Here is a 22,363-nt window from a genome sequence, read left to right as displayed (position 1 = left end):
GGCGCAACCCGAAGGGCGGCAGTTCTTTTTCGCCAGACTTCGTTGCTTGCTCCTTACAGATCCACTTCGGGATATGCTCGTCGCTCGCGCCTCGTCTGGCCGAAAAATCCCTTGCCGCGAACGTGAGCGTATTTATGAAATGGACCACTAAGGTGGGGCGAGGCTCCAGAGCCACTGCCATCGAAGAAAAGCTCCGCAGCAGCGTCGTCCCACGGTCTGATCAGTAACTGCGGGGATACTTACTGCTTGGTTCGCGGGATGGACGACAAAGCTCGTAGCGCAGAGTTGCACTCTGCCGTATCGCAGAATTGAATTCTGTGGCGCGCCTCCCAGTCCGAGCACGCTGGGGCTTGCCGGCGCCCTGCCGATTGGAAATCGGCATACCGCAGATTGAAAATCTGCGCTACGGTTCTCCGGTCGATCTGTCGTCAATCCCACGGTCTGCACAGTACCACATTTCATCTTCCGTTATCCCGAAGCACTGTTTAGCGTCTCTCGCCAGGTCGAGAAATTTAGGGAATCGATGGAATCGAACGTGCAGATGAGATGTCCTCCTGGGAAAAGTAAAGGCCACGAAGTGACCCCGGACAAGGTTGTCTTCCTTGCGGCGAAACGAATCCGCGGGACGGTCCGGAGATCTTGCAGTTCGCGTGAGATGCGTTTGACAACGGCGCTGCTTTTGACCGGGATGCTCGCGATGGCGCCGCGCGCCGCAGACCAGTTTGCTCTGACCAAGATCAAATCGTTCTGTGCGGAAGACCAGCTTGGTTCGACCCCTTTCGCCCGGCTGCTCCAGGGCAGCGATGGGGCTCTGTACGGGACGACGTTGCTCGGCGGCGGCGCGCTGGAAGGGACCGTGTTCAAGCTCAACCGCGATGGCAGCAGCTACCGTGTGCTGCATCGATTCGCCGGGCAGAGCGGCGATGGCGCCGCTCCCTACGCCGATCTGATCGAAGCCAGCGATGGCCTGCTTTACGGCACCACTCACCTCGGAGGCAGCACCAACCTGGGAACCCTCTTCAAGCTGCACCGAGACGGCACCGGGTACACGGTGCTGCGGAGCTTTGGCGCCGTCAGCGGGGATGCGGCGAATCCGTATGCCGGCCTGACTGAGGGCAGCGATGGCGTACTCTACGGGACTTCTCATCTTGGCGGGGCGGCGAATCTTGGAACCGTTTTCAAGCTGAGCAAAGATGGAACTGCCTATGCCGTCCTGCACAGTTTCACGAGCGTGGGAGCCGATGGCGTGCAACCTTCCAGCCGGGTGATCGAGGGAAGCGACGGTGTGTGGTACGGGACCACCTACTTCGGGGGGGGAGCCAATCAAGGGACCATTTTCCGGCTGAACAAGGATGGCACCAATTATCGCGTGATCCGCAGTTTGAACGCGGCCGCCAGGGACGGGACTCATCCGTACGGGGCGTTGCTCGAAGGCAGCGATGGGGCGCTCTATGGCACTTCGTCTGTGAGTGGAAGCACAAACGCAGGGGCGATCTTTAAGTTGAACAAGGATGGGAGCGCTTATCGGGTGCTGCACGACTTCACCAACTCCGCCAAGGAAGGTGCGCAACTTTACGGCAGCCTGATTTGGGGATCGGACGGCAATCTTTACGGCGCCACCGCCTTTGGAGGCAAAGCCGATCAAGGCGCGGTTTTCAGATTGAACAAGGACGGCAGTGGCTTCGGCGTGATTTACCATCTGTCGGGAGGAGCAGGTGGTGCGTCCCCTTACGGTGGAATCATTGAGGGCAGCGATGGCGCGCTTTACGGCGCGGCGAATGCCGGTGGCCGCGTTGGTCGAGGCGGCGTTTTCAAATTGGCCAAGGACGGCTCAGGGTACGGGTTGTTGCATCATTTTACCGATGGCGAAGGCTCGCTCAAGCCGTACTCCAAACTGCTGGTCGGGCGGGACGGCTCTCTTTTCGGGACCTCGTGGGGCGGCGGCAGCGCAGATCTCGGAACGCTCTTTAAACTGAACAAAGACGGGAGTGGTTACAGCCTGTTGCACGTCTTCACGGGTCGCGATGGAGATGGCGCCTATCCTTACGCTGGACTGATCGCAGCAAGCGACGGCGCGCTTTATGGAACCACGGTGCGCGGCGGGAACACAAATCAGGGAACCGTTTTCAAACTCAATATGGAGGGCGGAGGCTTTCGCGTAATTCACAGCTTCACCGCCCTGGCCGGTGATGGCTCGCAGCCGTACGGAGCGCTCGTGGAGGTCAGCCCCGGCGTGCTCTGCGGCACGACCGTTTTTGGTGGCGAGGGAAAGCAAGGCATTGTTTTCAGAATGACCTCGGACGGCACGGGGTACACCGTGCTCCGAGCTTTCAGCGGCGCCGGAGGAGACGGCGCCAATCCTTACGGAAACCTGTTCAAAGGCAGCGATGGCGCGCTCTATGGCACGACCGCTTATGGCGGAAGTCTGAACTTTGGAACGGTCTTCCGGATCAATAGCGACGGCAGCAATTATCGAGTGCTGCGCAGTTTCACGAGCGCCGGGGGCGATGGGAGATATCCCTTTGCGCCGGCCATCGAAGCCAGCGACGGGGCGCTCTACGGAATGACGGTTTACGGCGGCACGAACGACTTGGGGACGATTTACAGATTGAACAAAGACGGCACGGGCTACCGCGCGCTTTGGAGTTTCACCGACCGCGCGCAACCGGCCTCGAATGCGAGTCTGATCGAAGGGCCGGACGGCGCGCTCTATGGCACAACGAGTAACGGTGGCCGTGCCAACGCAGGGACGATTTTCAGGTTCGACCGGAGCCGCGGCACTTGCGGCGTGCTCTACGACTTCCTCGGAACCGAGGACGGATTGAACCCGTATGCCGGCCTGGTGAAAGGCAGCGACGGGGCGTTCTACGGCCCGACACTCAATGGCGGGTTCACCTGTGGCACGATCTACAAATTCGCGCCCGCGATTTCGCTTTCGGCGTCCGGGAGCGGTGAATGGACCGTGACCGGCCCGGCTGGATTCCAGGTGGCGATTCAAGTGCGGGAGGATCTCGGTTCTCCGGCGTCGTGGCAGTTTCTTGCGAAAGTAACGCTTTCCACGAGCCCGTTGAAACTTCCGATCTCTTTCCTCGGGGCAAAAGCGCAGCGGTTTTACCGAGCCGAATTGGTGCCTTGAGGGGTGCGATTAAACAAGCGTTGGGTAAGGCTTCTCCGGATTAATGTTCAGATCCCGAATCGCCTTATGCACGGCGTGCTTGTCCAAGGCGCCTTTCTCCGCCAGGGCGTTGAGCGTGGCCACCACGGTGAGTTCGGCATCCACCTCGAAGAAGCGCCGGAGATTCGCTCGCGTGTCGCTCCGGCCAAAGCCATCGGTGCCGAGCGTGGTCAAGCCACCGGGAATCCACGGCGCGATTTGGTCCGGAACAATCTTCAGGTTGTCTGAGACCGCGACAAACACTCCCTGCTGTCCTTCGAGCAGCGCCTGGATGTGAGGCTTTCGCGGCGGTTCGGTCGGATGAAGCATATTCCAGCGACGGCAACTCAGTGCATCGTTGCGGAGCAACTTGTAGTTCGTCGCGCTCCAGACGTCGGCGGATACCTCGTAGCGTTCGGCGAGGATTTCCTGTGCGCGGAGTGCCTCGTTGATGATGGGGCCGCTGCCGAAGAGGTGCGCTTTGTGTTTTCGATTCACGGGGCCCGCCTTGAACTTGTAGAGGCCCTTCAAGATTCCGTCCTGCACGCCTTCCGGCATGGGCGGCATGAGGTAGTTTTCGTTGTAAAGCGCAAGGTAATAGAAAATCTCTTCGCCTTGCTGATACATCCGGCGGATGCCGTCGGCGATGATTACGGCGACCTCGTACGCGAAGGCTGGATCGTAAGTCAGCAAGGTCGGAATCGTACTCGCCAGCAAGAGGCTGTGGCCATCTTGATGCTGCAAGCCCTCGCCGTTGAGCGAGGTCCGGCCCGAGGTCGCTCCGAGCAAAAAACCTTTGGCTTTGATGTCGCCCGCCAGCCACATCAAATCCCCCACACGCTGGAAACCGAACATCGAGTAATAAATGTAAAACGGAATCATGTTCACGCCGTGCGTCGCGTAAGCGGTGCCGGCGGCGATGAACGAAGACATCGAACCGGCTTCGGTGATCCCTTCTTCCAAAATCTGTCCGTCTTTCGTTTCGTGATAGTAAAGAAGAGACTTCCTATCCACCGGTTCGTAAAGCTGTCCCTGGTGCGCGTAAATCCCGATCTCGCGGAACAGCGCGTCCAGCCCGAACGTGCGCGCCTCATCCGGGATGATCGGAACGATGTGTTTACCGATCTTCTTATGCCGGAGCAAAACGCTCAAAAGCCGGACGAAGGCCATGGTGGTCGATACCGAGAACTTTCCCGATCCTTTGGCGAATTCGGCGTAGTCTTCGGCATTGGGCGGGTCCAGCGGTGGAGCCGTGACCTGGCGTTTCGGGAGACAACCCCCCAATTGCTTGCGGCGCTCCAGCAGATACTGTGTCTCCGGACTTTCGAGCGGTGGACGATAAAACGGCGTCTCGACCACTTCCTCGTCGCTGATCGGAATTCCAAAGCGCGCCCGGAATTCGCGAAGCTCTTTCTCGTTTAGCTTTTTCTGCTGGTGCGTGATGTTGCGGCCTTCGCCGGCTTCGCCCAGGCCATAGCCCTTGATCGTTTTGGCGAGAATGACCGTCGGCGAACCGGTGTGTTCGACGGCCGCCTTGTACGCCGCATAAACTTTTTTGGTGTCGTGACCGCCCCGGAGCAACTTCTGAATTTGATTGTCGGTCAAATGATTCACCAGCTTCAGCAACTCCGGATATTTGCCAAAGAAATGCTTCCGCGTATAACTGCCCGGCTCCACGGAATACTTCTGGTAATCCCCATCAACCGCTTCCTCCATTCGTTTCAGCAAGAGGCCGGAGTGATCGGCGGCGATCAGCGGATCCCAATCCGAGCCCCAAATCACTTTGATCACGTTCCAGCCTGCGCCCCGGAACAGGGCCTCGAGTTCCTGAATGATCTTCCCGTTGCCGCGCACGGGACCGTCGAGGCGCTGGAGGTTGCAGTTGATGACCCAGATCAGGTTGTCGAGGTTCTCGCGCGACCCCAGCGTCAGGGAGCCGAGCGTTTCGGGCTCGTCGGTTTCGCCGTCGCCGACGAAGCACCAGACTTTCGGTTCCTGGCGTTTCAAGAATCCGCGCGCTTTCAGGTAACGATTGAACCTCGCCTGGTAGATGGAGAGGATCGGCCCCAGGCCCATCGAGACGGTCGGGAACTGCCAGAAATCCGGCATCAGATACGGGTGTGGGTAAGAGGAAAGCCCGCCGCCGGGGGCGAGTTCCTGGCGGAAATTGTGCAGGTGCGGTTCGTCCAAACGGCGTTCGAGAAACGCGCGCGCGTAAATCCCCGGCGAAGAGTGGCCCTGAAAATAGACAATGTCGCCCGGATGAGCCTCGCTCGCGCCGCGGAAGAAATGGTTGAACGCAATCTCGTAAAGCGTCGCGCAGGAGGCGTAGGTCGAAATATGCCCGCCCAGCCCACTGTGCTTGCGGTTCGCGTTCACGACCATCGCCATCGCGTTCCAGCGAATGTAGCTCTTGATCTTGCGCTCGACTTGCCAGTCGCCCGGAAAGGGCGCCTCCCGCTCGGCCGGGATCGTATTGAGGTAAGGCGTGCTGACCGTGGCCGGAAGTGCCACCCCGGATCGTCGAAGGCGGTCGATGAGATTACCCAGGAAGAGGGAGGCTTGCTCCGAATTCTGTTGCTTGAGGGTGAATTCAAGCAAGTTCTCCACCGATTCGATCCATTTCCCGGTGTCCTCGCCCAGGAGATCAATGGCCGGCGGGGCGGGGACAGCCTGGCCAGCGTGCGCGGGCGGGATTTTCGGATTCTGTCTGAGTGAAGATTTCACTTTGTGCTTCCCAATCTTAGCATTCAATCTTCTACGTCAGGCTGGCCGGAGGCGCGAGTCGCAATTTGGCATCCCCGCGCGGAAATCTCTCGCGGGCAGGCTGCCCGCGCTCCTGCCGCGAGATTTTGGATCCGTAATGGCCGTCATAAAGGCGCAAGAAACTACACAAGAAGCGGTCGAGCACAATGAAATACCTGGACCTTTCGTTCCCCACGCCCGCACTCAATGTGGCATGCGACGAGGCGCTGCTGGACTGGTCAGAGGAAGGCGGCGATTGCGAGATTCTCCGAGTCTGGGAGCCGAACCAGCACTTCGTCGTCTTGGGCTATGCCAACCAAGCCAGCCTGGAAGTCAAACGGGACCGGTGCCGGGAAATGCACATCCCGATCCTGCGCCGGTGCAGCGGCGGCGGCACGGTGCTGCAAGGTCCAGGCTGCCTGAACTACACCCTGATCTTGCGCGTGGATGCATCAAGACCCGTGTCCACGATTGCCGAAGCCAATGCCCACATCATGGGCGCCCATCAACGCGCGCTCGCTTCGCTCCTGAACAAGGAAGTCGCGATAGAAGGGCACACGGATCTGGCGATCGGCGGACGGAAGTTCTCCGGGAACGCGCAAAGGCGAAAGCGGCGATTCCTGCTCTTCCACGGTTCGTTTCTTCTGGATTTCGACCTCAGCCTGATCGAACACGCGCTCCTCCTGCCGTCGAAGCAGCCGGTGTATCGCCGGAACCGCTCGCACCTTGAATTCCTGATGAACTTGAAACTCCCGGCTGACGCGATCAAGAGAGCGCTCAGGAGCGCTTGGTCCGCGAACGAGACCCTGGATCGAACTCCCACCGCCTTGATTGAGCAAATGGCGAAAGAGAAGTACTCCCAAGTGGAATGGACGTTTCGATTCCCATGACCGGGGCGGGCTGGAGTCTGCTGCTGCGAGTGCGCTCGGCCACGGCCAGCGGAATACTCTGTCCCAAGCCTTGCTGCAGATCGGCGAGATCAGTAAGGTTCGTCAGTCTCCCAGCGTGCTGTTTGCATTCGCCAGAAATGAATGCTTTCAACGTGAACCCGGGCTATGACGCCCATTCTTTTGGCCTGAGTATGGAAGGCGGGGTGGCGCAGAAAGCGCTGGATGAATTCTGCGGCTTCCCGTCTCCTCACGTCCAGCCACACCAGGCAATAGTTGGAGTGAATCCAATCCCGACGATAGAAATTGCGGTCCAAACTGAAGAACGTCGGATTCGGCAGCCGGTGAAGGTAGGGAATTAGATTTTCGTCCTTGGTGCCGGACGGTGCGATGTTCACGCCGATCACACGGAAGCGAATTCGGCGCTCACGCAGCGATTGCCGTTGCCCGGCGGGCAGGTTTTCGTCGAGCACCAACATTAAACCCCCTGAACGGTTCATGTTTGACCACCAGATCGGCGATCGAGATCGCCTCTGCGATGGCGTCCTCCTTAACCTTGCCGTCCCATTCCCGTTCAATTTCTGCCCAGGTCAGGCCTTCTTCGAGTTGTTCGAGGACAATCCAGACCATGATCCGCGTCCCCTTGAAGGTTGGTTGTCCATGACAGATTTCGGGGTCGGCCACGATCTGCTTGCCGAGTTCCACGCGCTTGGCCGGCTGTCTTGGTAGCCTTTTCATACGCTGGTGGCAGGATGCGCCTGGCCAACGGCGATTGCAAGACGCGGCTTCGGGCATTGTCCCCGCCCAACACGCGAGCGGCGCTAAATCGATAGTATGCAGTCGGAAGCCTTGAGGCGTCACCTTTATTGGGCAGCTTCAAGAAGAGGTATCGTGTCCGTTCCCCTGACAGAAAATACAAAGCTCCGCGGGAGCGTCGCCCCACCGTTCTGGAAAGTCCCTTTGGAGTTACGTGAGGATTTCGAAAGGATCCTCTTGCGGATCAGATTTCATTGTAATATCATACAGATACTAGAGTGAACCTATAACCGACTTCAAGGGTGTCCTATGAAAACCGAACAAGTTGTTTCCAACCAAGAGCGTGAAGTCCATGTCGCCAGCGGCTGGCTCATGCTTCCCATCAATATCCTCCTTCTGCTCGGCAGCCTGACCGCGATCATTGGCGCAATCGTCATGGGTGCACGATCCGGCTCGCCACCCAATTGGTGGTTACTGATTGGAGGCGTCCTCACGCTGGGTTCGAGCATCATCATGATGGTGGGCTTCTTCACGCTTCAACCTAATGAGGCGCGTGTGCTGGTCCTCTTCGGGGCTTACAAGGGGACCGTGCGGGTGAGCGGATTTCATTGGGGAAATCCCTTCTACTCGAATGGAGCCAGCGGCGGTGGCCGACGGGCCGCAGCCGCCTCCAGCGAAGGCAAGGCGAGTTCGGGGTCGGCGGCGGGAGCGCACGAGGCGGCGCACCGGCGGAGAAACACCATTTCGCTGCGCACCCGGAACTTTAATAGCGAGAAACTCAAAGTGAACGACAAACGCGGCAATCCCATCGAGATCGCGGCCGTCGTCGTCTGGAGAGTGAACGACACGGCCCAGGCGATGTTCGACGTGGACGATTACCAGAACTACGTCACGGTTCAGAGCGAATCGGCGCTGCGTCACGTCGCCAGTTGCTACGCTTACGATCACGGCGAGGACAACGAAATCACGCTGCGCAGCAATGTGGATGAGATTTCGCAGGCGTTGCGAGTCGAATTGCAAGAGCGGCTGGCGAAGGCCGGAGTGGTGGTGGAAGAGGCGAGGCTGACCCATCTCGCGTATTCTCCGGAGATCGCTCAGGCGATGTTGCGCCGCCAGCAAGCCGAAGCGGTGATTGCGGCGCGGCAGAAAATCGTCCACGGCGCGGTCAGTATGGTGGATATGGCTTTGAAGGAACTGGCGGACAAAGACGTGGTTCAACTCGACGACGAACGGAAGGCCTCCATGGTGAGCAATCTCATGGTGGTGCTTTGCGGCGACTCCGAAGTCCACCCGGTCGTCAACACAGGCACGCTCTACAACTGATCCTGCCGCATGGCGGAAAGAAAAAGCTTCTTGATTCGGATCGATCCGGCGCTCTGGGCGGAGTTGGAAGCTTGGGCGCAGCAGGAGTTGCGGAGCGTCAACGGCCAGATCGAGTACCTTCTGCGCGACGCCGTGCTGCGCCGAAAGCGCAGCTCCAGCGTGCAAACCGAACCTCAGAATGCATCGCTCGAGTCCACTAAGCCGATCATTCAGTAATTGGTGGGGCGACGCTCGGAGCCTTGCTTTGCGCTTGGATGGGATCTGAAGCGTCGGAGATGGCGGCTCGGCGGGGCCTCACCACACAGATTGAGTGAGCAAGTCTTGGTGCCCCCTCAGTTAACGACGGTGGAGCGACGCTCCTGGGAGCTTTTCTTCGATGGCATTCGCTCGGCAGGAGCCTCGCCCCACCTTACTGCTTGGTCCGCGGGATGGACGACAAAGCTCGTAGCGCAGAGTGGCACTCTGCCGTATCGCAGAATGTATTCTGCGGGGCGTCTCCCAGTCCGAGCACGCTGGGACTTGCCGGCGCCCTGCCGATTGGAAATCGGCGATACCGCAGATTGAAAATCTGCGCTACGGTTCTCCGGTCGATCTGTCGTCAATCCCACGGTCTGCACAGTAACGATTTAACGTTGTAACGATTTGGTTGCGGCGCCAAGGACTGCTGGCTTGAGGCGAATTCGTCTTTGACATAGCCCCCCCCGGTTGGCAAGGTTTCGCCTCAATTTAGAAGTTCATGGGCGGGGAAGCCGCGTCCGGCTGGTGCTGCCCTATCACAATTCACTTCGCTCTATATGGCAGATCTAGTCGGAAACTTGTTGGTTGCGCAGTCGGGTGGCCCTACGGCCGTCATTAACGCCAGCGCAGCCGGAGTCATCCAGGAAGCCGGGAGGTATCCGGATTTGATTGAGGAGATTTACGGGGGACTCAACGGCATTCTTGGCATCCTCAATGAAGAATTGATCGATATCCAGGAGGAGAAGCGCGTCGTCATCGAAGGGTTGAAGCACACGCCTGCGGCGGCGCTTGGCACGTGCCGCTACAAAATTGACTTCAAGAAAAAAGCCGAACAGGCGGCCAAGGACATGGACCGGCTGTTTCAGGTTCTCCAGGCGCACAACATCCGGTATTTTTTCTACATCGGCGGCAACGATTCCCAGGACACGGCTCACAAAATTCACGAACAAGCCGTCCAGCGCGCCTACGAACTTCGCGTCATCGGCGTGCCCAAGACCATCGATAACGATCTCCCGCACACGGATCATTGTCCGGGTTATGGTTCGGCGATCAAATACAACGCGACGACGGTGATGGAGATCGCGGCCGACGCGGCCAGCATGGCTTCAGACAGCGGCGTGTGTTGCCTGATCGAAGTCATGGGCCGCGCTGCGGGGTGGATTGCGGCCGGCACGGTGCTGGCCAAGCGCAGCTCTGGCGATGCGCCTCACATCATTTTGTTGCCGGAGATTCCTTTTGATGAAAGCGGGTTTCTCGCGAAGGTCCAGGAGACACTGGCTGCGAATAAATACTGCATTGTGGTCGTGGGGGAGGGACTTCGCAACGCGGCGGGCAAAGAACTGGCCGCCGACGAGCGGACGCTGGATGCTTTTGGGCACGCGGTCCTTTCCGGGGCCGCCGAACGCGTGGCCGAAATCGTGTCCTCGAAGCTCAAAGTCAAAACTCGAACCGTCAAACTTGGCTATGCCCAGCGCGCCGCCGCCCATTGTGCCAGTGAAACCGATGTGCTGGAAGCGGTCGCGTGCGGCGCGGCAGCCGTGCGGGCAGCCATCGACGGCCAGAGCGGCCTCATGGTGAAGCTCGTCCGTCACCAAAACAGCCCCTACCGCTGGACTACCGGGTTTCAGGAATTGAAGGAGATTGCCAACGTCGAGCGCTTGGTGCCGCGAGAGTGGATCAGCGCCGATGGGTTCCTGCCCAACGAAACGTTCATCGAATACGCGCGCCCCTTGATCGACGGCGAGCTTCATTTGCCCATGGACGGCGGCCTTCCCAAATTCGTCACGCTCCAGAAGAGTCCGGTGGAGAAGAAACTCTCGCCGCGGGCGTAGTCGCAGATGGGTAGCGCGGGCTGCCAGCCCGCCCATTAGCCCGATTCTTCAAACATGCTCGTAAGGCGCCGGCGGCTTATCTTTGCGCTGCGCGGACGAGCAGAATCGGGATCGTGCTCCGGTGCCGGACTTCCGAGATGGTGCTTCCGAAGATCAAATCTCCCAGGAGCCGGTGTCCGTGCATGGTCATGGCGATCAGATCGCATTGCTCGCGTTCGGCGCATTTCAGGATTTCGGAAGGCGGATCGCCCAGCGCCAGGTGCGCGGAAGCTTTCAAGCCGGCGGCCCGCAGGTCCGCGGCCATCCTTTCCAGGTAATTCCGGTCTGCCTTCATCTCCTCCGATTCCGCGAGCTTGAGTTGATCGAAATTTCGCGCGACCCAGCCATCCGCCACGTGCACCAGCAACAGTTGCGCATCGAAGCGGTCCGCCAATTCCTTGACGTGCGGCAGGAGACTTTGATCCGCCGGGCTATTCTCAAGGGCGACGAGGATCTTTCGGTACATGGGATCAACTGAACAGTGTCGAAAACCAGCCGATCACTCCCAGAAAGTCGAGCAGGAATTTGACGTTGAGCAAGGCGATCAATCCCGCCGTCACCCACGCCAGAACCTTGACCCAAAGCGGATTGACGAATTCACGCATTTTGACGCGGTCGCTCGTGAACAGCACCAGCGGGATCACCGCGAAGGACAATTGAAGGCTCAGGATGACCTGGCTCAGAACCAGCAGCCTGGCCGTGCCGCTTTCGCCATAAAGCGCCGTGCAGATCACCGCCGGGACGATCGCAATCAAGCGCGTGATCAAACGCCGCAGCCAGGGACGCAAGCGAATATTCAGGAACCCTTCCATGACGATTTGCCCGGCGAGCGTGCCGGTCAAAGTCGAATTCTGCCCCGAAGCCAGCAAAGCCAGCGCAAACAGGACGCTCGCCACCGGCACACCGAGCGCGGGACTGAGCAGTTTGAAGGCGTCCTGAATCTCGGCCACGTCGTGCTGGCCACGGGTGTGGAAGGTCGCGGCGGACACGATCAGGATCGCCGCGTTGATGAAGAGCGCGAACATCAAGGCGACCGTCGAGTCGAGCGTGGCGAACTTGATCGCCTCCGCTTTGCCGTCGCTATTCTGCTCGTACTTCCGGGTCTGGACGATGGAAGAGTGCAGATAGAGATTGTGCGGCATGACGGTCGCTCCCAGGATTCCGATGGCTACATAGAGCATTTCGGTCTTCCGGACGATCTCGGCCCTGGGAATGAATCCGGTCAAGACTCCAGCGATGTCTGGTTTCGAGAAAATTATTTCGGCGAGGAAACACCCCCCGATGGTCAGGATCAAAGTGATGACGAGCGCTTCGAGATACCGGAATCCTTTGTTCTGAAGATACATCACCGCCAACACGTCCAGCGCAGTGATGCAAACGCCCCAGACCAGCGGAATCTTGAACAGCAGATTCAGAGCGATGGCCGATCCGATGACCTCCGCCAGGTCGCAGGCGCAGATCGCCACTTCGCAAAGCAACCAGAGCGTCATCGCCGTAGGCTTCGAGTAATGGTCCCGGCATGCCTGCGCGAGGTCGCGGCCCGTCACAATGCCCAGCTTCGCGCACAGCGACTGCAGGAGAATCGCCATCAGGTTGGAAATCAGAATGACGCTCAACAGCGTGTAGCCGAATTGCGAGCCTCCCGCGAGGTCCGTGGCCCAGTTGCCGGGGTCCATGTATCCGACGGCGACCAGGTAGCCGGGACCTGAAAATGCCAGCATCTTGCGCCAAAAGCTGAGTTCCTTGGGAACCGGGATCGTCCGATAAACCTCCCGCAAGCTGGGGGCACCGCTCTCTCGGCGCCATCCGTCTGTTTCGGATCCAGCCTTATCCTCTGCGTTCATCGTTTGTTTTTCCCCGGCCGCTCCCTGGTCTGGAATGCAGAGCAGCCTTCCCACCGCTTAACCTTTACATGCTACTTCAGATGCCGGCGGATGTGGATGCCGATTTGTTCGATCCCGAGGACAACCAGCATCGTCGCCAGCACCATCGTGGCGACGCTCTGATAATCGAAAGCCCGCCGATAATTCTCAATCCAGAGTCCCAGTCCCGCCACGCCGACCAGGCCGAGCACCGCCGAGTCGCGGATGTTCATGTCCACTCGAAACAGGATCAGAGACAGAATCTGCGGCGCCACTTGCGGCCAGATGGCGAAGCGCACCTTCTGAAACCAGTTCGCGCCGGCGCTATCCATGGCCTCCCAAACACCGGGCTCCAGGTTCTCGCATTCTTCGGCAAACAACTTCCCCAGCATCCCGACCGAGTGAATCGCGATCGCCAGCACACCCGGGAAAGCGCCCAACCCCACTGCGCCCACGAACAACAGAGCCAGCACAATCACCGGAATCGAACGCAAGATCGCCAGCGCCATTTTGACTGAGTGATGCACCCAGTGCGGCGTGAGGTTCTCGGCCGCCAGGAATCCCAGGAACAGCGCCGCGACCGCGCCGAGGGCCGTGCCCAGGAAAGAGATTTGCAGTGTGATGGCGATGGTTTCGCCCGCCAGCCGCAAGGGCGGCAGAAACGGACGGGCCTGAGTCTCGGTCCAGCTCAGGTCCGGCGGCAGCATTCGATCCAGAAACTCCAGAATCTGCGGACCAGATTCCGACAGCGCCACCACGCTCATGCCGGTGCCGTTCCAGGACCAAACCAAAAGCGCCAGGACCGCGGCTGCAAGGCTCGTGTTAATCCAAAGCCACTTAACTCGCCCGGGCCTTGGCGGTGGCAGAGTTGATGGGGATAAGGTCGTCTCCACGGTAAAGTTCCTCCAGATTCGCGTCGGTCAGCGCGGCCGGAGAATCGTCCAGAACCACGCGCCCCTGACGCAGGCCGATGATCCGGCTGGCATAACGCCGCGCCAGATGAGGTTGATGCAAACTCATCACGAGCGTTGCCTCGTGATGCTGTTGAACCGCGCCGATCAAGTCCAGCACGTCCTCGGCCCAGGCGGGGTCCAGGCTTGAGACCGGTTCGTCCGCCAGGATGATGGACGGCTGTTGCGCGACGGCGCGGGCGACCGCGACGCGTTGTTTTTCTCCGCCGCTGAGTGTGTCAGCGCGTTGATGGACCTGGTTTTGCAGGCCCACTTCGCAAATGGCGGCCCAGGCGGTTCGGAGATCTTCCGGCTTGAAGAAGCCGAGCAGGGAGCGCCAGCGGCTCGTCAGCCCCAGGCGTCCACAAAGGACGTTTTGCAGAACCGTCAAGCGCGGTGCCAGGTGAAATTGCTGATAGATCAAAGCGATGCGGCGGTTGATGGCACGGCGTTCTTCGGGACGGACCGTCAGAAGGTTCGAGCCCATGACTTCGAGTTTCCCCTGGGCCGGACGAAGATACCCCTTGATGCTGCGCAAAAGCGTGCTCTTGCCAGCGCCGCTCGGACCGATCACCGCGACCCGCTCGCCTCGCTCGATCTCCAATCGGTCGATAGACAGAACCGGCGTGCCGCGCTGAAAACGGACCTGGACGTATTCGATGCGGATCATGCGATCCCCGTCGGGTGAGGGTTCTTCGGCAATTTCGGAATCCAGGCGCAAAATCCGAATGACGAAATCCGAATGTCGAAAGAATTCCGAAGTCCGAAATCCGAAGCCAACGCAGATACAAATCGCGGTCGCAACAGGAGCGCGGTCTTGAGTTGCTCGTTCCTCGCAACCCTGGGCTGGAGGACGCAATCCCCTTGGGATTGGCGAAAGCCATGCACAGAGGTACAGGCCTTGAGGCCGCTTCCGTGTCGAGCGTATTGTGCCGAAACGATGATCCAGCAGCGTCTCAACGCGGAAGCGGCGTAAACGCCGCGTTCCGGCCTGTTTGCCTCCAGACTAGCTCTTCGGCTCGGCTCCGTGCTGCTGCGCCGGGATTTGGGATTCGGCAATCGGGTTTCTCTCGTCATGCGGAATTGGGAATTCGGATTTTGTCGGAGCGCTTCAACACCGGAGGCGGAGCACCTCTTCAAGGCGCGCGCGCTCCAAACAACTCGGGCTTCTTCACAAAACCGTAGCGCGCCGCGATTTTGGCCACTTCCGCAAAGTCCGACAGTTTGGCCTCGGCGAAGCCTTGCACGCCGTAAAGCTTGTTCAGAATGATCTTGTCGTTCGGGTCCGAAATCTCCAGCGCCAGCAGCGCGCGCTTCACGCGGTCCGCGACGGATTTGTCCAGGCCTTTGCGAGCCATCACGAGATGCGACGGGCTTTCGATCGAAGTCGCGATCGATTTTACCTGATCGCGCTCTTCAAGGCGCAACAGTTGGTCGGCGTACTGACTGACGCCGGCTGCATCCACGAACCGGTTGGCGACCGAACGCATGGCCTGTTCGTCGCCGCCGGCAAAATAGACTTGCTTGAAGAATTCGCCTTCCACGCGCTTGCCGGTGAGCATTCTGGCCTGGACGAAAATCTCGCGCGGCAACAAGTGTCCCGACATGTCGATCTGGTCGGCAAAGGCAATGTTCTTTCCTTTCAAATCCGCCAGGGTGTTGATGCCGCTGTCGCGCCGCACCCAAATGCACGAGTGATAAGTGGGCTTGCCGTAGCCATAGACTTCCAGCAACAAGGGCAGGGCGCCGATTTGCTCGTGCGCCATCATGAAGGCCAGGGGATCGACGAACGCCAGATCCGCTTTGCCGCCGCGCATCGCTTCAATGGAGGATCCGTAATCCAGCGTGACGGAGCTTTGGATAGGTACGCCCACGAACTGGCCGAGGTATCGAACCACGGCCTCACTGTCTTTGACGACGGTCTGCGGGTTGGCGTAGGAGATGAAAGCGATCCGCAGCGGTTCCGCTTTGGCGTTCAACGGAACTTTCTCGGGATAGGGGTGCTTGCGGGCGCCGCCCTGTGGTTGTTCTTGAGCGAAGGTCGAAAATTGAAGCATGAGAAGGCCGCAGGCCAAGATCGCCAAAATCGCTTGGCGATGCGCTCGCAAGCGCAGAGTGCCTAGTCTATAGCGCAGACGCCGCAAACTGGTAGCGCAGATTTCCAATCTGCCGTATCGCAGGTTTTCAACCTGCTGGGTCTCCAGCCAATCAAGAGGCGCTCTGCCCTGTCGGGCGCTCTGCCGATTGGAAATCGGCGATACAGCAGATTGCAAATCTGCGCTGCGGTTGTGCGGGCGGCCCGCACACGATGCGACGGCTTGAGCAACGCTCTCGCCGGCTTTCGATTCTCGGGATTCTCGGTGGCTATTCATTTGCTGCGTCAAATTTGATTATGTTGTTGCGGGCGAAGCGCTACTTCAACCGATCCACATTTGCCTGGTACAACGTGCGGTAGGCTTCGACTTTATTCCGGACCGAGGCGCGATCGCCCGCCAGGCTCGCGGCGTAGGCTTCGTCCAGGATTCCGGCCAATTGGTCCATGACCGGTCTTGAGGCCGGGTCTTGCAGTTCCCATTTGTGATTCCGGATTTCGAGGGCGACGGTTTGGAAAGTCGCGTTCATGAGTTCCGGTTTGTTTTTCTCGTCCAGGAATTCGAAAGCGGACAGGAAGAAACTGAACTCCTCCATCTCGGCATCCAAATAGTACGGAGTGCCTTCGTAAGCTTCAACGCCGTCGCCGACCGTTTCCACGTAAGCGGTCAAATCATCCAACTCACCGGAACTGAGGCCGAGTTCGTAGGTCTTGTCGAACCATTCATTGACCGCCTGCAGGGTCGGCAGACTGCCATCATGGAAGTAAGGCGGCGTGTATTTGGCGCTCAGCAGGGTGGGGGTATCCAGGGCTCGGTCGCGCGAGCCGGCTTCGTAGCCTTTGACGCTTCCGATGTCATGGCGGCGGTGATCCAGGAAGTTGGCCGAAGGGATATGGCACGTCGCGCAGCTCCTGCCGTTCATTTGCGGAAACGTTCGGTGGAAAATCTTTTCGCCGCGCCGGGCCGCCTCTGGCGCGCTCTCATTCAGACGGCCGTCTTTGGTCAAGGCGGGATTCGACAGGAACTCGAATTCGTTCATGTACGCAATCATGCCATCCAACAGCATGGGGGCTGGCTCCGGCCCGTTGAATTCGTTGACAATCACGTTGCGCACAAATTCCCGCAGAGAAGCGAATCGTCCGTTTCGGCCGTACGGCGCCGTGAAACGGATCCCGCGCAAATCCGGCGTATCCAGCGGATCAAAGTGACCGTTGTTGGCGTGTGGCGCGAAGTAACTGTTGGAAACATCCATCCCTCCGGGGCGAGCGGACAGACCGGGAACGAACAAGTTCGGGTTGGTGATGCTCTTGTTGTGGCACGTGTTGCAGGACATTCCCAGCGACCGCATCGGCTCCCCGTAAATATATGCGCTGTCAAACGCCATATCACCGAGCGCGATGAGCGCGGTCTCGGATTCATCCACGCCGCGGGCTGTCATATTCAGAATCTGGCGGGGCCGCGGAATCTGTTTGTTCACATTGCTTCCGGGCGGGAGCTTGATCGGCAGGGCGGCTTTCGGGTTGAAAGTCGAGCTCTTCAATGGCCACGGGGCCAGCTTTCGGCCAACCGGAACGCTGAAATCCTCCCCGTAATTGGCGTCAAGGTATTGCAGGATTTCCCGCGCTTCGCTGCGAAAAGACGCCGGGTCTGGTTGAATCGCGCCCACACCGAGCAATCCCGGATTGCCAATGGCGCTGGCCAGCTTGAGCCAGCATTGGCCCAGGCGATGCCCGGCCGTTGGATCGCTCGCCAGAATCACGTCTTCGACAGCACCGAATGCGCCCTGCGCTTGATGGACGTGGTCAAGCGCGGCAGTCCGCTCTGCGATCCGTCTTTCGGCTTCCTGCAAATGGGCCCGGACGATGGGCGGGACCGCTTTGGTCAACAGGCCCAGCACGCGGGAAGCCGCTTCCTGCCGAGGCATCGGTTCGATGCGGGCGATTTCGTTCGGCACGAGCGTGGCCCTGGAAATCACGGTTTCAATTTCCTTGGCGAGCTTCTCCGCCGCGAAAGGATCGAAGCTCCGCCAATAATTCGCCAGATCCAGGCTGTCGGATCGTGCGATATCCCATTTCACAGGATTGAGGTTCAAAACAAAACTCGCGCGTCGATAAGCCTCGGCGACCGGATGCAACTTCTCCGGTGGAATGATGTGCGCGCGCGCCGCGGGGGGTGCAAATGCCGCAAACAAGAGCAAGCTCAGGAGCCGGAGCCCCAGCAGGTTGAAAACCTGCGATACGGCAGATTGAAAATCTGCGCTACGGCGCAGTGGGCGTTCCCCATTCAATTCCGCGGTGCGTAGAGTCGAGTTCATAGGTTGGACCATAGTGAGCTACTATTTTTGCTTCCGAAGGAATCCATGTTCGAAGGAAAGGTACAGGAAGACGCCAAAATCCGGCGCGGATGACGTAAGTCCAATCGGGACCCCCAATCCAATAACCAATTGGGAATCGTTGGCCAAATCGAATGCGCGGCGGATTCCCGGGGCGAGGATCGCCTCGAATTCACGCTCCAGGCCGCCGCTCGCGCCTGGTCCTTCGTTCCAAAGTCCGATCCATTCCAGCATGAAGTGCAGATTCCGCGTGGGCGCGTAGATCGCGCTTGCGCCCACATTGTAGTGTAAGAGGTCGTTTCCTGGACTCGGACCTGCATCCGGCAGATAGGTTAGCCCGGCGTTGGCGTGAGCAAACCAGCTATCGCCCACGGCAGTGCTGAAGGGGAGGTTCCATTGGTATCCTACCGTATCCTCCCCAAGGCCGTCGTCGTTGTTGCCGGTCGGGAGAACGAGGCTGAACCGCGGCGCGAACGCGCGCAGGGTGTCTTCGCTGAAATAGGCCTGGTAGCGGTAGTTGAGAAGAACGTCCCCAAATCCATTGTCCGATTGGCCGGCCGTTTCAGCGAAGTAGTAAGGCACCGTGTAACTGAACTGGTGAGTCTGACTGAACACCGGCCATTCTTGCGTAAAGACCAGCGCCAGGCTCTTGTCGTCCGGTCCGGGGAGACGGTCCACGCCATAAATGCCGTTGAAGATATGCTGCACCACTCCAGTCTCCTGATTGTAGGCTTCCTCGACGAAGAAAGAGTTGTCCATGATTCCCCCTACATTGCCGTCGGACGCCAATTTTCGAGGTGTGCCTGGAGGATCAAGCTTGAGCGGAGTTTGGGCCTTGACCACCTTGAGAAGGTCCGTGGAATGAACCGAAGCGGCGTTCAGGTTTAGTTGGAGAGCGGCTGCGGCCGCAACCAGACTGAGAATGGTGCAGTATTTCATGATCTGATTTGAACTCTAGCGAGGTCGTATTTACGCGGGATGATACTTAGTGTCAACTATAAAAGTTAGATTAAACTATCTTTGTTTTTCGCCTCAAAGAAATCGCCTCCTTCGTCGATTTGATCGACCTGCTTGAACGCATCCTTTACGCTGCTTGTGTGCGACCGACGGACATCCAACAGATTGGAGCCGAACTGGCCATCAAGTGGGAAGATGGCTCGGAGAGCTTCGTTTCTCTCGAAAACCTCCGACGTCATTGTCCTTGCGCCGGGTGCAAAGGAGAAATGGACGTGATGGGGAACGTTTATAAAATGCCGGAAAAGCCGTTGTCGCCCGCAGCCTTCCAGTTACGCCAGATCGTTCGCGTCGGGAGTTACGCCATTCAGCCCGTGTGGGCCGACGGACATTCATCGGGCATTTTCTCCTTCGATTATCTCAGGAAGGTCACGGCGTGACGCGAAATCCACCGGATTTCCTCACTGTCGCTTCCCATGAAACCGGTAGGGACGCGTTCCACGGCGTCCCTGGAATTTGTTTCGCTCGATGGATCAAGAAAGTCTGGGACGGAGTGGAATCCGTCCCTACCTGGTTCACGGGGCGGGTGCATGGTAATCAGACCAAGGACGCTTCCCATGAACCAGACGGTAGGGCGAGCCTGTCCCCAGGGAGCCGAGTCGGACGTGTTCCAGTCACGTCGAGCGGCTCGCCGGGACGGACTCGCCCTACCATCCGCGGGATTACGGCTTGCCGCCGAAGCTGACGTAATCGTCGAGATCCAGGAGATCGAACCAGGTCGCAATGTCCGTTCGCTTCGGGGCGACGGAGGCGTGGATGTCATTGAAAAACTTCCGAGATTCCGGATCAGTCGGCACGCGTTGTTCCTGGAGAGCGGACCAAGCGGCGATGTCGGCGGGGGAAGGCTTGGTTTTTGAATTGGCGTTGATCCAATCGAGAATCTCGCTGTCGGATTTTCCCGCCGCGAGCTGCGCTTTCAGGGCTTCAGCATCAGCACCGGCAAACTGGAGGAATCGCTGGTCGAGCGGGCAGGCGAACTTGTATTCCCCGTTCTTGCCCGCAATGGCGGCTCGGCCCTTATCCAGCATCCGCGGCAGGATGGCATAGCCACCCAGCCGAACACGCGCGCTTCGAGGAGGTTGCTTTGTAAGGTCAGGATTATTCAAGGGCATAAAGATGGATGGGGCGGAACGGAGTTGGTTTTCAGAAGAAACTAATCTGGAGATCCGGCCACGCGGCTGGCTGGCGCAGCCGATTCGTCAGAAGCGGTTGTCGCAAGACCCAGATCCGAACTCGATCCCGAGGGCGCATCATCTGCGACGGGCGCTCCGGCACCTGGACGTGGATCCGGGGTCGTCGTCGGGTCAGGGTTTGCCACTGCTTCTTTTGGCAACTCCGCAGTGGGCGGGGAAGTGGCCGGGCCCGTGTCTTCATGGGCATGCGGGGCGGGTGTGGCTGGAGCCTCACCGGCTGGCAACGGAGCGTTCGCGGGTTCAGGTCTGGGAGGACGCGGGAGTGGTTTCTTGGCCGTCTCCAATACGCCGCTCGAAAACTCAATCACATGGCCCTGGTGAATGAGCCAGTGCAAATCGCTGACCACGCCTGCGGCCTCCGGGCTGGGCGGAGCGGTCTCAGTCTGAGCCGCGCCTTCCTTCTTCTCACCTGAAGTCATCGGAGCGCTCGGAGCGAGTGATTCGAGAAGTTTTCGCCGCGTGCAGTTTGGCGTGGCATTGATTAGCTCGACGATGCGTTTGATGCCGTCGGAAACCGGAGTTGCTTCCAAATCCAGGTAATGCGGTCGCGCCACGGCGACGTGCGTGACCGTCTTGTTCACCTTGAAGAACTGGAGGCCATGCGTCGCGAATTGCTGGCTCAGAACGTTCACGACTTTGAGGGGAAAGCGAATCTGTTCATCCAACGCCCGGCGGACCGCGCTTTGGAGAGAGCGGTCTGGCAAACCGAGCGCGGCGTGGCCTGGAAGGGTGTGCGCTTCCACCGGCTTGATGACGATGGGAAGGTGCAATTCGCGGAAGTGCTTTTCCACGTCGTCCAGGTTCGCCAGTTTGGTGGCTTCGGGAACGTTGAGGCAAACGTATTCAGTCTTCCAGCTTTGCTCTTCGATCCATTTCTTCACCACGGCCTCGTCGCGGACGATTTTGATTCGGGATTTGAAGGTGTCGAACGGAACGTGCGCGAACCGCTCCCCGTGCAATCGGCGGAGTTTGTTTTGATAATCGTGATAATTCGGCGGCCCCAGAATGGTTCCGCTCATGCCGCACTGGGCCACGAACGTGTACGTGCCCTTCGGCGGATCCGTCGCCACGCGTTCCGCCTGATAAAACGTTGCGAAATGCTTGGTCAGCACGTGATCGACCGCGTCCCTTTCTGACAGCCAGAGCGTTTCGTCCAACCCGCAAACAAAGAGCGGCTGGACGACCTTGCCTTCCGAGTCCTTCACCACATTGAAGCGCGCCTGGTAACGGTCGGGCCGTTTCAGGACCAGCGCGGCCACCCCAAACAACGGATACGCGCGGCCGGTCAAGTGGATTTGTTTGGCCAACGATTCGACGCCTTTTTCCTCCGGAATGATATTGATGCTCACCTCGACGCGCCGGGCAAACCGTTCCTTCCTTTCGTCGGGCCGGGGTGGACCTCCGGGCCTGGGCGGACGTTTCTCGAATTTGCGCTCCCCCGGCCGCTCCGGGCGGTCCTTCCGAAAATCCCCGCGGCCGGGGCGGCGTTCGCCGCGCTGGAAACGAGAAGGCCGCCGGGAAGACGGGTCTGCGTCGCGCCCTTCATACCGGGCGTACCTGTTTTCCTCGGGAGGCCGCTGCGCCCACGCGGGCAGCAATTGCAAATCGAGATCCAACTCGATCTTCCCTGACCCTGACTCGGACGGTGTGCTCATGCAAAATCAAAGGCCGCGCGCCACGCTGCGCCGGCCAAAAGTTACGTTCAAAGGATGAAGCCGGTAGCCGCAGAATGCAAGCATGCCGTTGGTCCAGCGATCCCTTGAACATCCCGAGATTCCGGGTGAAGGTACGGCGCGTTGTTCCAAACTGCTCAAACTTGGTTGAGCGCAAGCGGGACCAATTTTCCCCGCCCAATGGATCATGCGGCTGGGAGTCCATTGCAGATATTTTTGATGCGATTTGGGGCGATGCTCCTCGATCGTGGTGAACTGGCCGGGAGCAAAACT

At 59.2% G+C, this 22,363-nt stretch carries 19 protein-coding genes; 7 read left to right on the top strand and 12 right to left on the bottom strand.

The genetic code is table 11. The features are described 5' to 3' along the window. Window positions 1-523: 523 nt before the first annotated feature. A complete protein-coding gene (locus FJ398_12850; protein ID MBM3838829.1) occupies window positions 524-3,136 on the top strand; it encodes a hypothetical protein in 2,613 nt (870 codons plus the stop codon). Window positions 3,137-3,145: 9 nt separating this feature from the next. Here the strand turns inward: FJ398_12850 and aceE are convergent, their stop codons facing one another. After that, entirely contained in the window at window positions 3,146-5,851 is a 2,706-nt protein-coding gene (aceE, locus tag FJ398_12845; protein MBM3838828.1) for a pyruvate dehydrogenase (acetyl-transferring), homodimeric type, read from the bottom strand. Between the two features lie 215 nt (window positions 5,852-6,066). Here aceE and FJ398_12840 point away from each other — a divergent pair, with 215 nt between their 5' ends. Then, the gene (locus tag FJ398_12840) at window positions 6,067-6,789 is read left to right on the top strand and encodes a lipoate--protein ligase family protein (GenBank protein ID MBM3838827.1); all 723 of its coding nucleotides are present in this window, start codon (window positions 6,067-6,069) and stop codon (window positions 6,787-6,789) included. An 89-nt stretch (window positions 6,790-6,878) separates the two neighbouring features. Here FJ398_12840 and FJ398_12835 read toward each other — a convergent pair whose 3' ends face one another. Together FJ398_12835 and FJ398_12830 are read right to left on the bottom strand one after the other, a co-directional pair. Continuing rightward, window positions 6,879-7,265, bottom strand: a complete 387-nt coding sequence (locus tag FJ398_12835) for a hypothetical protein (protein ID MBM3838826.1) — start codon at window positions 7,263-7,265, stop codon at window positions 6,879-6,881. Next, window positions 7,213-7,581, bottom strand: a complete 369-nt coding sequence (locus FJ398_12830) for a DUF433 domain-containing protein (protein MBM3838825.1) — start codon at window positions 7,579-7,581, stop codon at window positions 7,213-7,215. Before FJ398_12830 ends, FJ398_12835 begins: the two co-directional genes overlap by 53 nt. A gap of 333 nt (window positions 7,582-7,914) precedes the next feature. Between FJ398_12830 and FJ398_12825 the strand changes: the two genes are divergently transcribed. The 3 genes from FJ398_12825 to FJ398_12815 all read left to right on the top strand — a co-directional run bounded on the left by FJ398_12825 (window position 7,915) and on the right by FJ398_12815 (window position 10,934). Next, window positions 7,915-8,865 (top strand): SPFH domain-containing protein, encoded by a 951-nt coding sequence (locus tag FJ398_12825; protein ID MBM3838824.1) that lies wholly within the window; start codon window positions 7,915-7,917, stop codon window positions 8,863-8,865. 9 nt (window positions 8,866-8,874) lie between these two features. Then, window positions 8,875-9,081, top strand: a complete 207-nt coding sequence (locus tag FJ398_12820; protein ID MBM3838823.1) for an Arc family DNA binding domain-containing protein — start codon at window positions 8,875-8,877, stop codon at window positions 9,079-9,081. A 578-nt stretch (window positions 9,082-9,659) separates the two neighbouring features. Further along, on the top strand, window positions 9,660-10,934 hold the full coding sequence (locus FJ398_12815) for a 6-phosphofructokinase (protein MBM3838822.1): 1,275 nt from the start codon (window positions 9,660-9,662) through the stop codon (window positions 10,932-10,934). 76 nt (window positions 10,935-11,010) lie between these two features. Here FJ398_12815 and FJ398_12810 read toward each other — a convergent pair whose 3' ends face one another. The 7 genes from FJ398_12810 to FJ398_12780 form a co-directional block, all read right to left on the bottom strand. Further along, window positions 11,011-11,439, bottom strand: a complete 429-nt coding sequence (locus FJ398_12810; protein ID MBM3838821.1) for a universal stress protein — start codon at window positions 11,437-11,439, stop codon at window positions 11,011-11,013. A gap of 4 nt (window positions 11,440-11,443) precedes the next feature. Then, window positions 11,444-12,817: a divalent metal cation transporter gene (locus FJ398_12805; GenBank protein ID MBM3838820.1), complete on the bottom strand. Its 1,374-nt coding sequence runs from the start codon at window positions 12,815-12,817 to the stop codon at window positions 11,444-11,446. A 71-nt stretch (window positions 12,818-12,888) separates the two neighbouring features. Then, complete coding sequence (gene phnE / locus FJ398_12800; protein ID MBM3838819.1) at window positions 12,889-13,746, bottom strand: phosphonate ABC transporter, permease protein PhnE; 858 nt, start codon at window positions 13,744-13,746, stop codon at window positions 12,889-12,891. Further along, the gene (phnC, locus tag FJ398_12795) at window positions 13,673-14,506 is read right to left on the bottom strand and encodes a phosphonate ABC transporter ATP-binding protein (GenBank protein MBM3838818.1); all 834 of its coding nucleotides are present in this window, start codon (window positions 14,504-14,506) and stop codon (window positions 13,673-13,675) included. The genes phnE and phnC overlap by 74 nt, the downstream gene beginning before the upstream one ends. Window positions 14,507-14,921: 415 nt before the next feature. Beyond that, window positions 14,922-16,157, bottom strand: a complete 1,236-nt coding sequence (locus tag FJ398_12790) for a phosphate/phosphite/phosphonate ABC transporter substrate-binding protein (GenBank protein MBM3838817.1) — start codon at window positions 16,155-16,157, stop codon at window positions 14,922-14,924. A gap of 40 nt (window positions 16,158-16,197) precedes the next feature. Continuing rightward, entirely contained in the window at window positions 16,198-18,204 is a 2,007-nt protein-coding gene (locus FJ398_12785) for a cytochrome C (protein ID MBM3838816.1), read from the bottom strand. A gap of 9 nt (window positions 18,205-18,213) precedes the next feature. After that, a complete protein-coding gene (locus FJ398_12780; protein MBM3838815.1) occupies window positions 18,214-19,149 on the bottom strand; it encodes a transporter in 936 nt (311 codons plus the stop codon). 158 nt (window positions 19,150-19,307) lie between these two features. Between FJ398_12780 and FJ398_12775 the strand changes: the two genes are divergently transcribed. Together FJ398_12775 and FJ398_12770 are read left to right on the top strand one after the other, a co-directional pair. Further along, window positions 19,308-19,604: a DUF971 domain-containing protein gene (locus tag FJ398_12775; protein MBM3838814.1), complete on the top strand. Its 297-nt coding sequence runs from the start codon at window positions 19,308-19,310 to the stop codon at window positions 19,602-19,604. Beyond that, the gene (locus tag FJ398_12770; protein ID MBM3838813.1) at window positions 19,601-19,909 is read left to right on the top strand and encodes a hypothetical protein; all 309 of its coding nucleotides are present in this window, start codon (window positions 19,601-19,603) and stop codon (window positions 19,907-19,909) included. The genes FJ398_12775 and FJ398_12770 overlap by 4 nt, the downstream gene beginning before the upstream one ends. Here FJ398_12770 and FJ398_12765 read toward each other — a convergent pair. Both FJ398_12765 and FJ398_12760 read right to left on the bottom strand, forming a co-directional pair. After that, the gene (locus tag FJ398_12765; GenBank protein ID MBM3838812.1) at window positions 19,887-20,336 is read right to left on the bottom strand and encodes a DUF5069 domain-containing protein; all 450 of its coding nucleotides are present in this window, start codon (window positions 20,334-20,336) and stop codon (window positions 19,887-19,889) included. The genes FJ398_12770 and FJ398_12765 overlap by 23 nt on opposite strands. A 41-nt stretch (window positions 20,337-20,377) precedes the next feature. Beyond that, window positions 20,378-22,072 (bottom strand): hypothetical protein, encoded by a 1,695-nt coding sequence (locus tag FJ398_12760; GenBank protein MBM3838811.1) that lies wholly within the window; start codon window positions 22,070-22,072, stop codon window positions 20,378-20,380. Window positions 22,073-22,363 lie beyond the last annotated feature (291 nt).

The organism is Verrucomicrobiota bacterium (genome assembly GCA_016871535.1).
GTDB lineage: Bacteria > Verrucomicrobiota > Verrucomicrobiia > Limisphaerales > SIBE01 > VHCZ01.
Note: the sequence above shows the minus strand (reverse complement) of the source record. Positions and strands in the feature narration are given on the sequence as shown.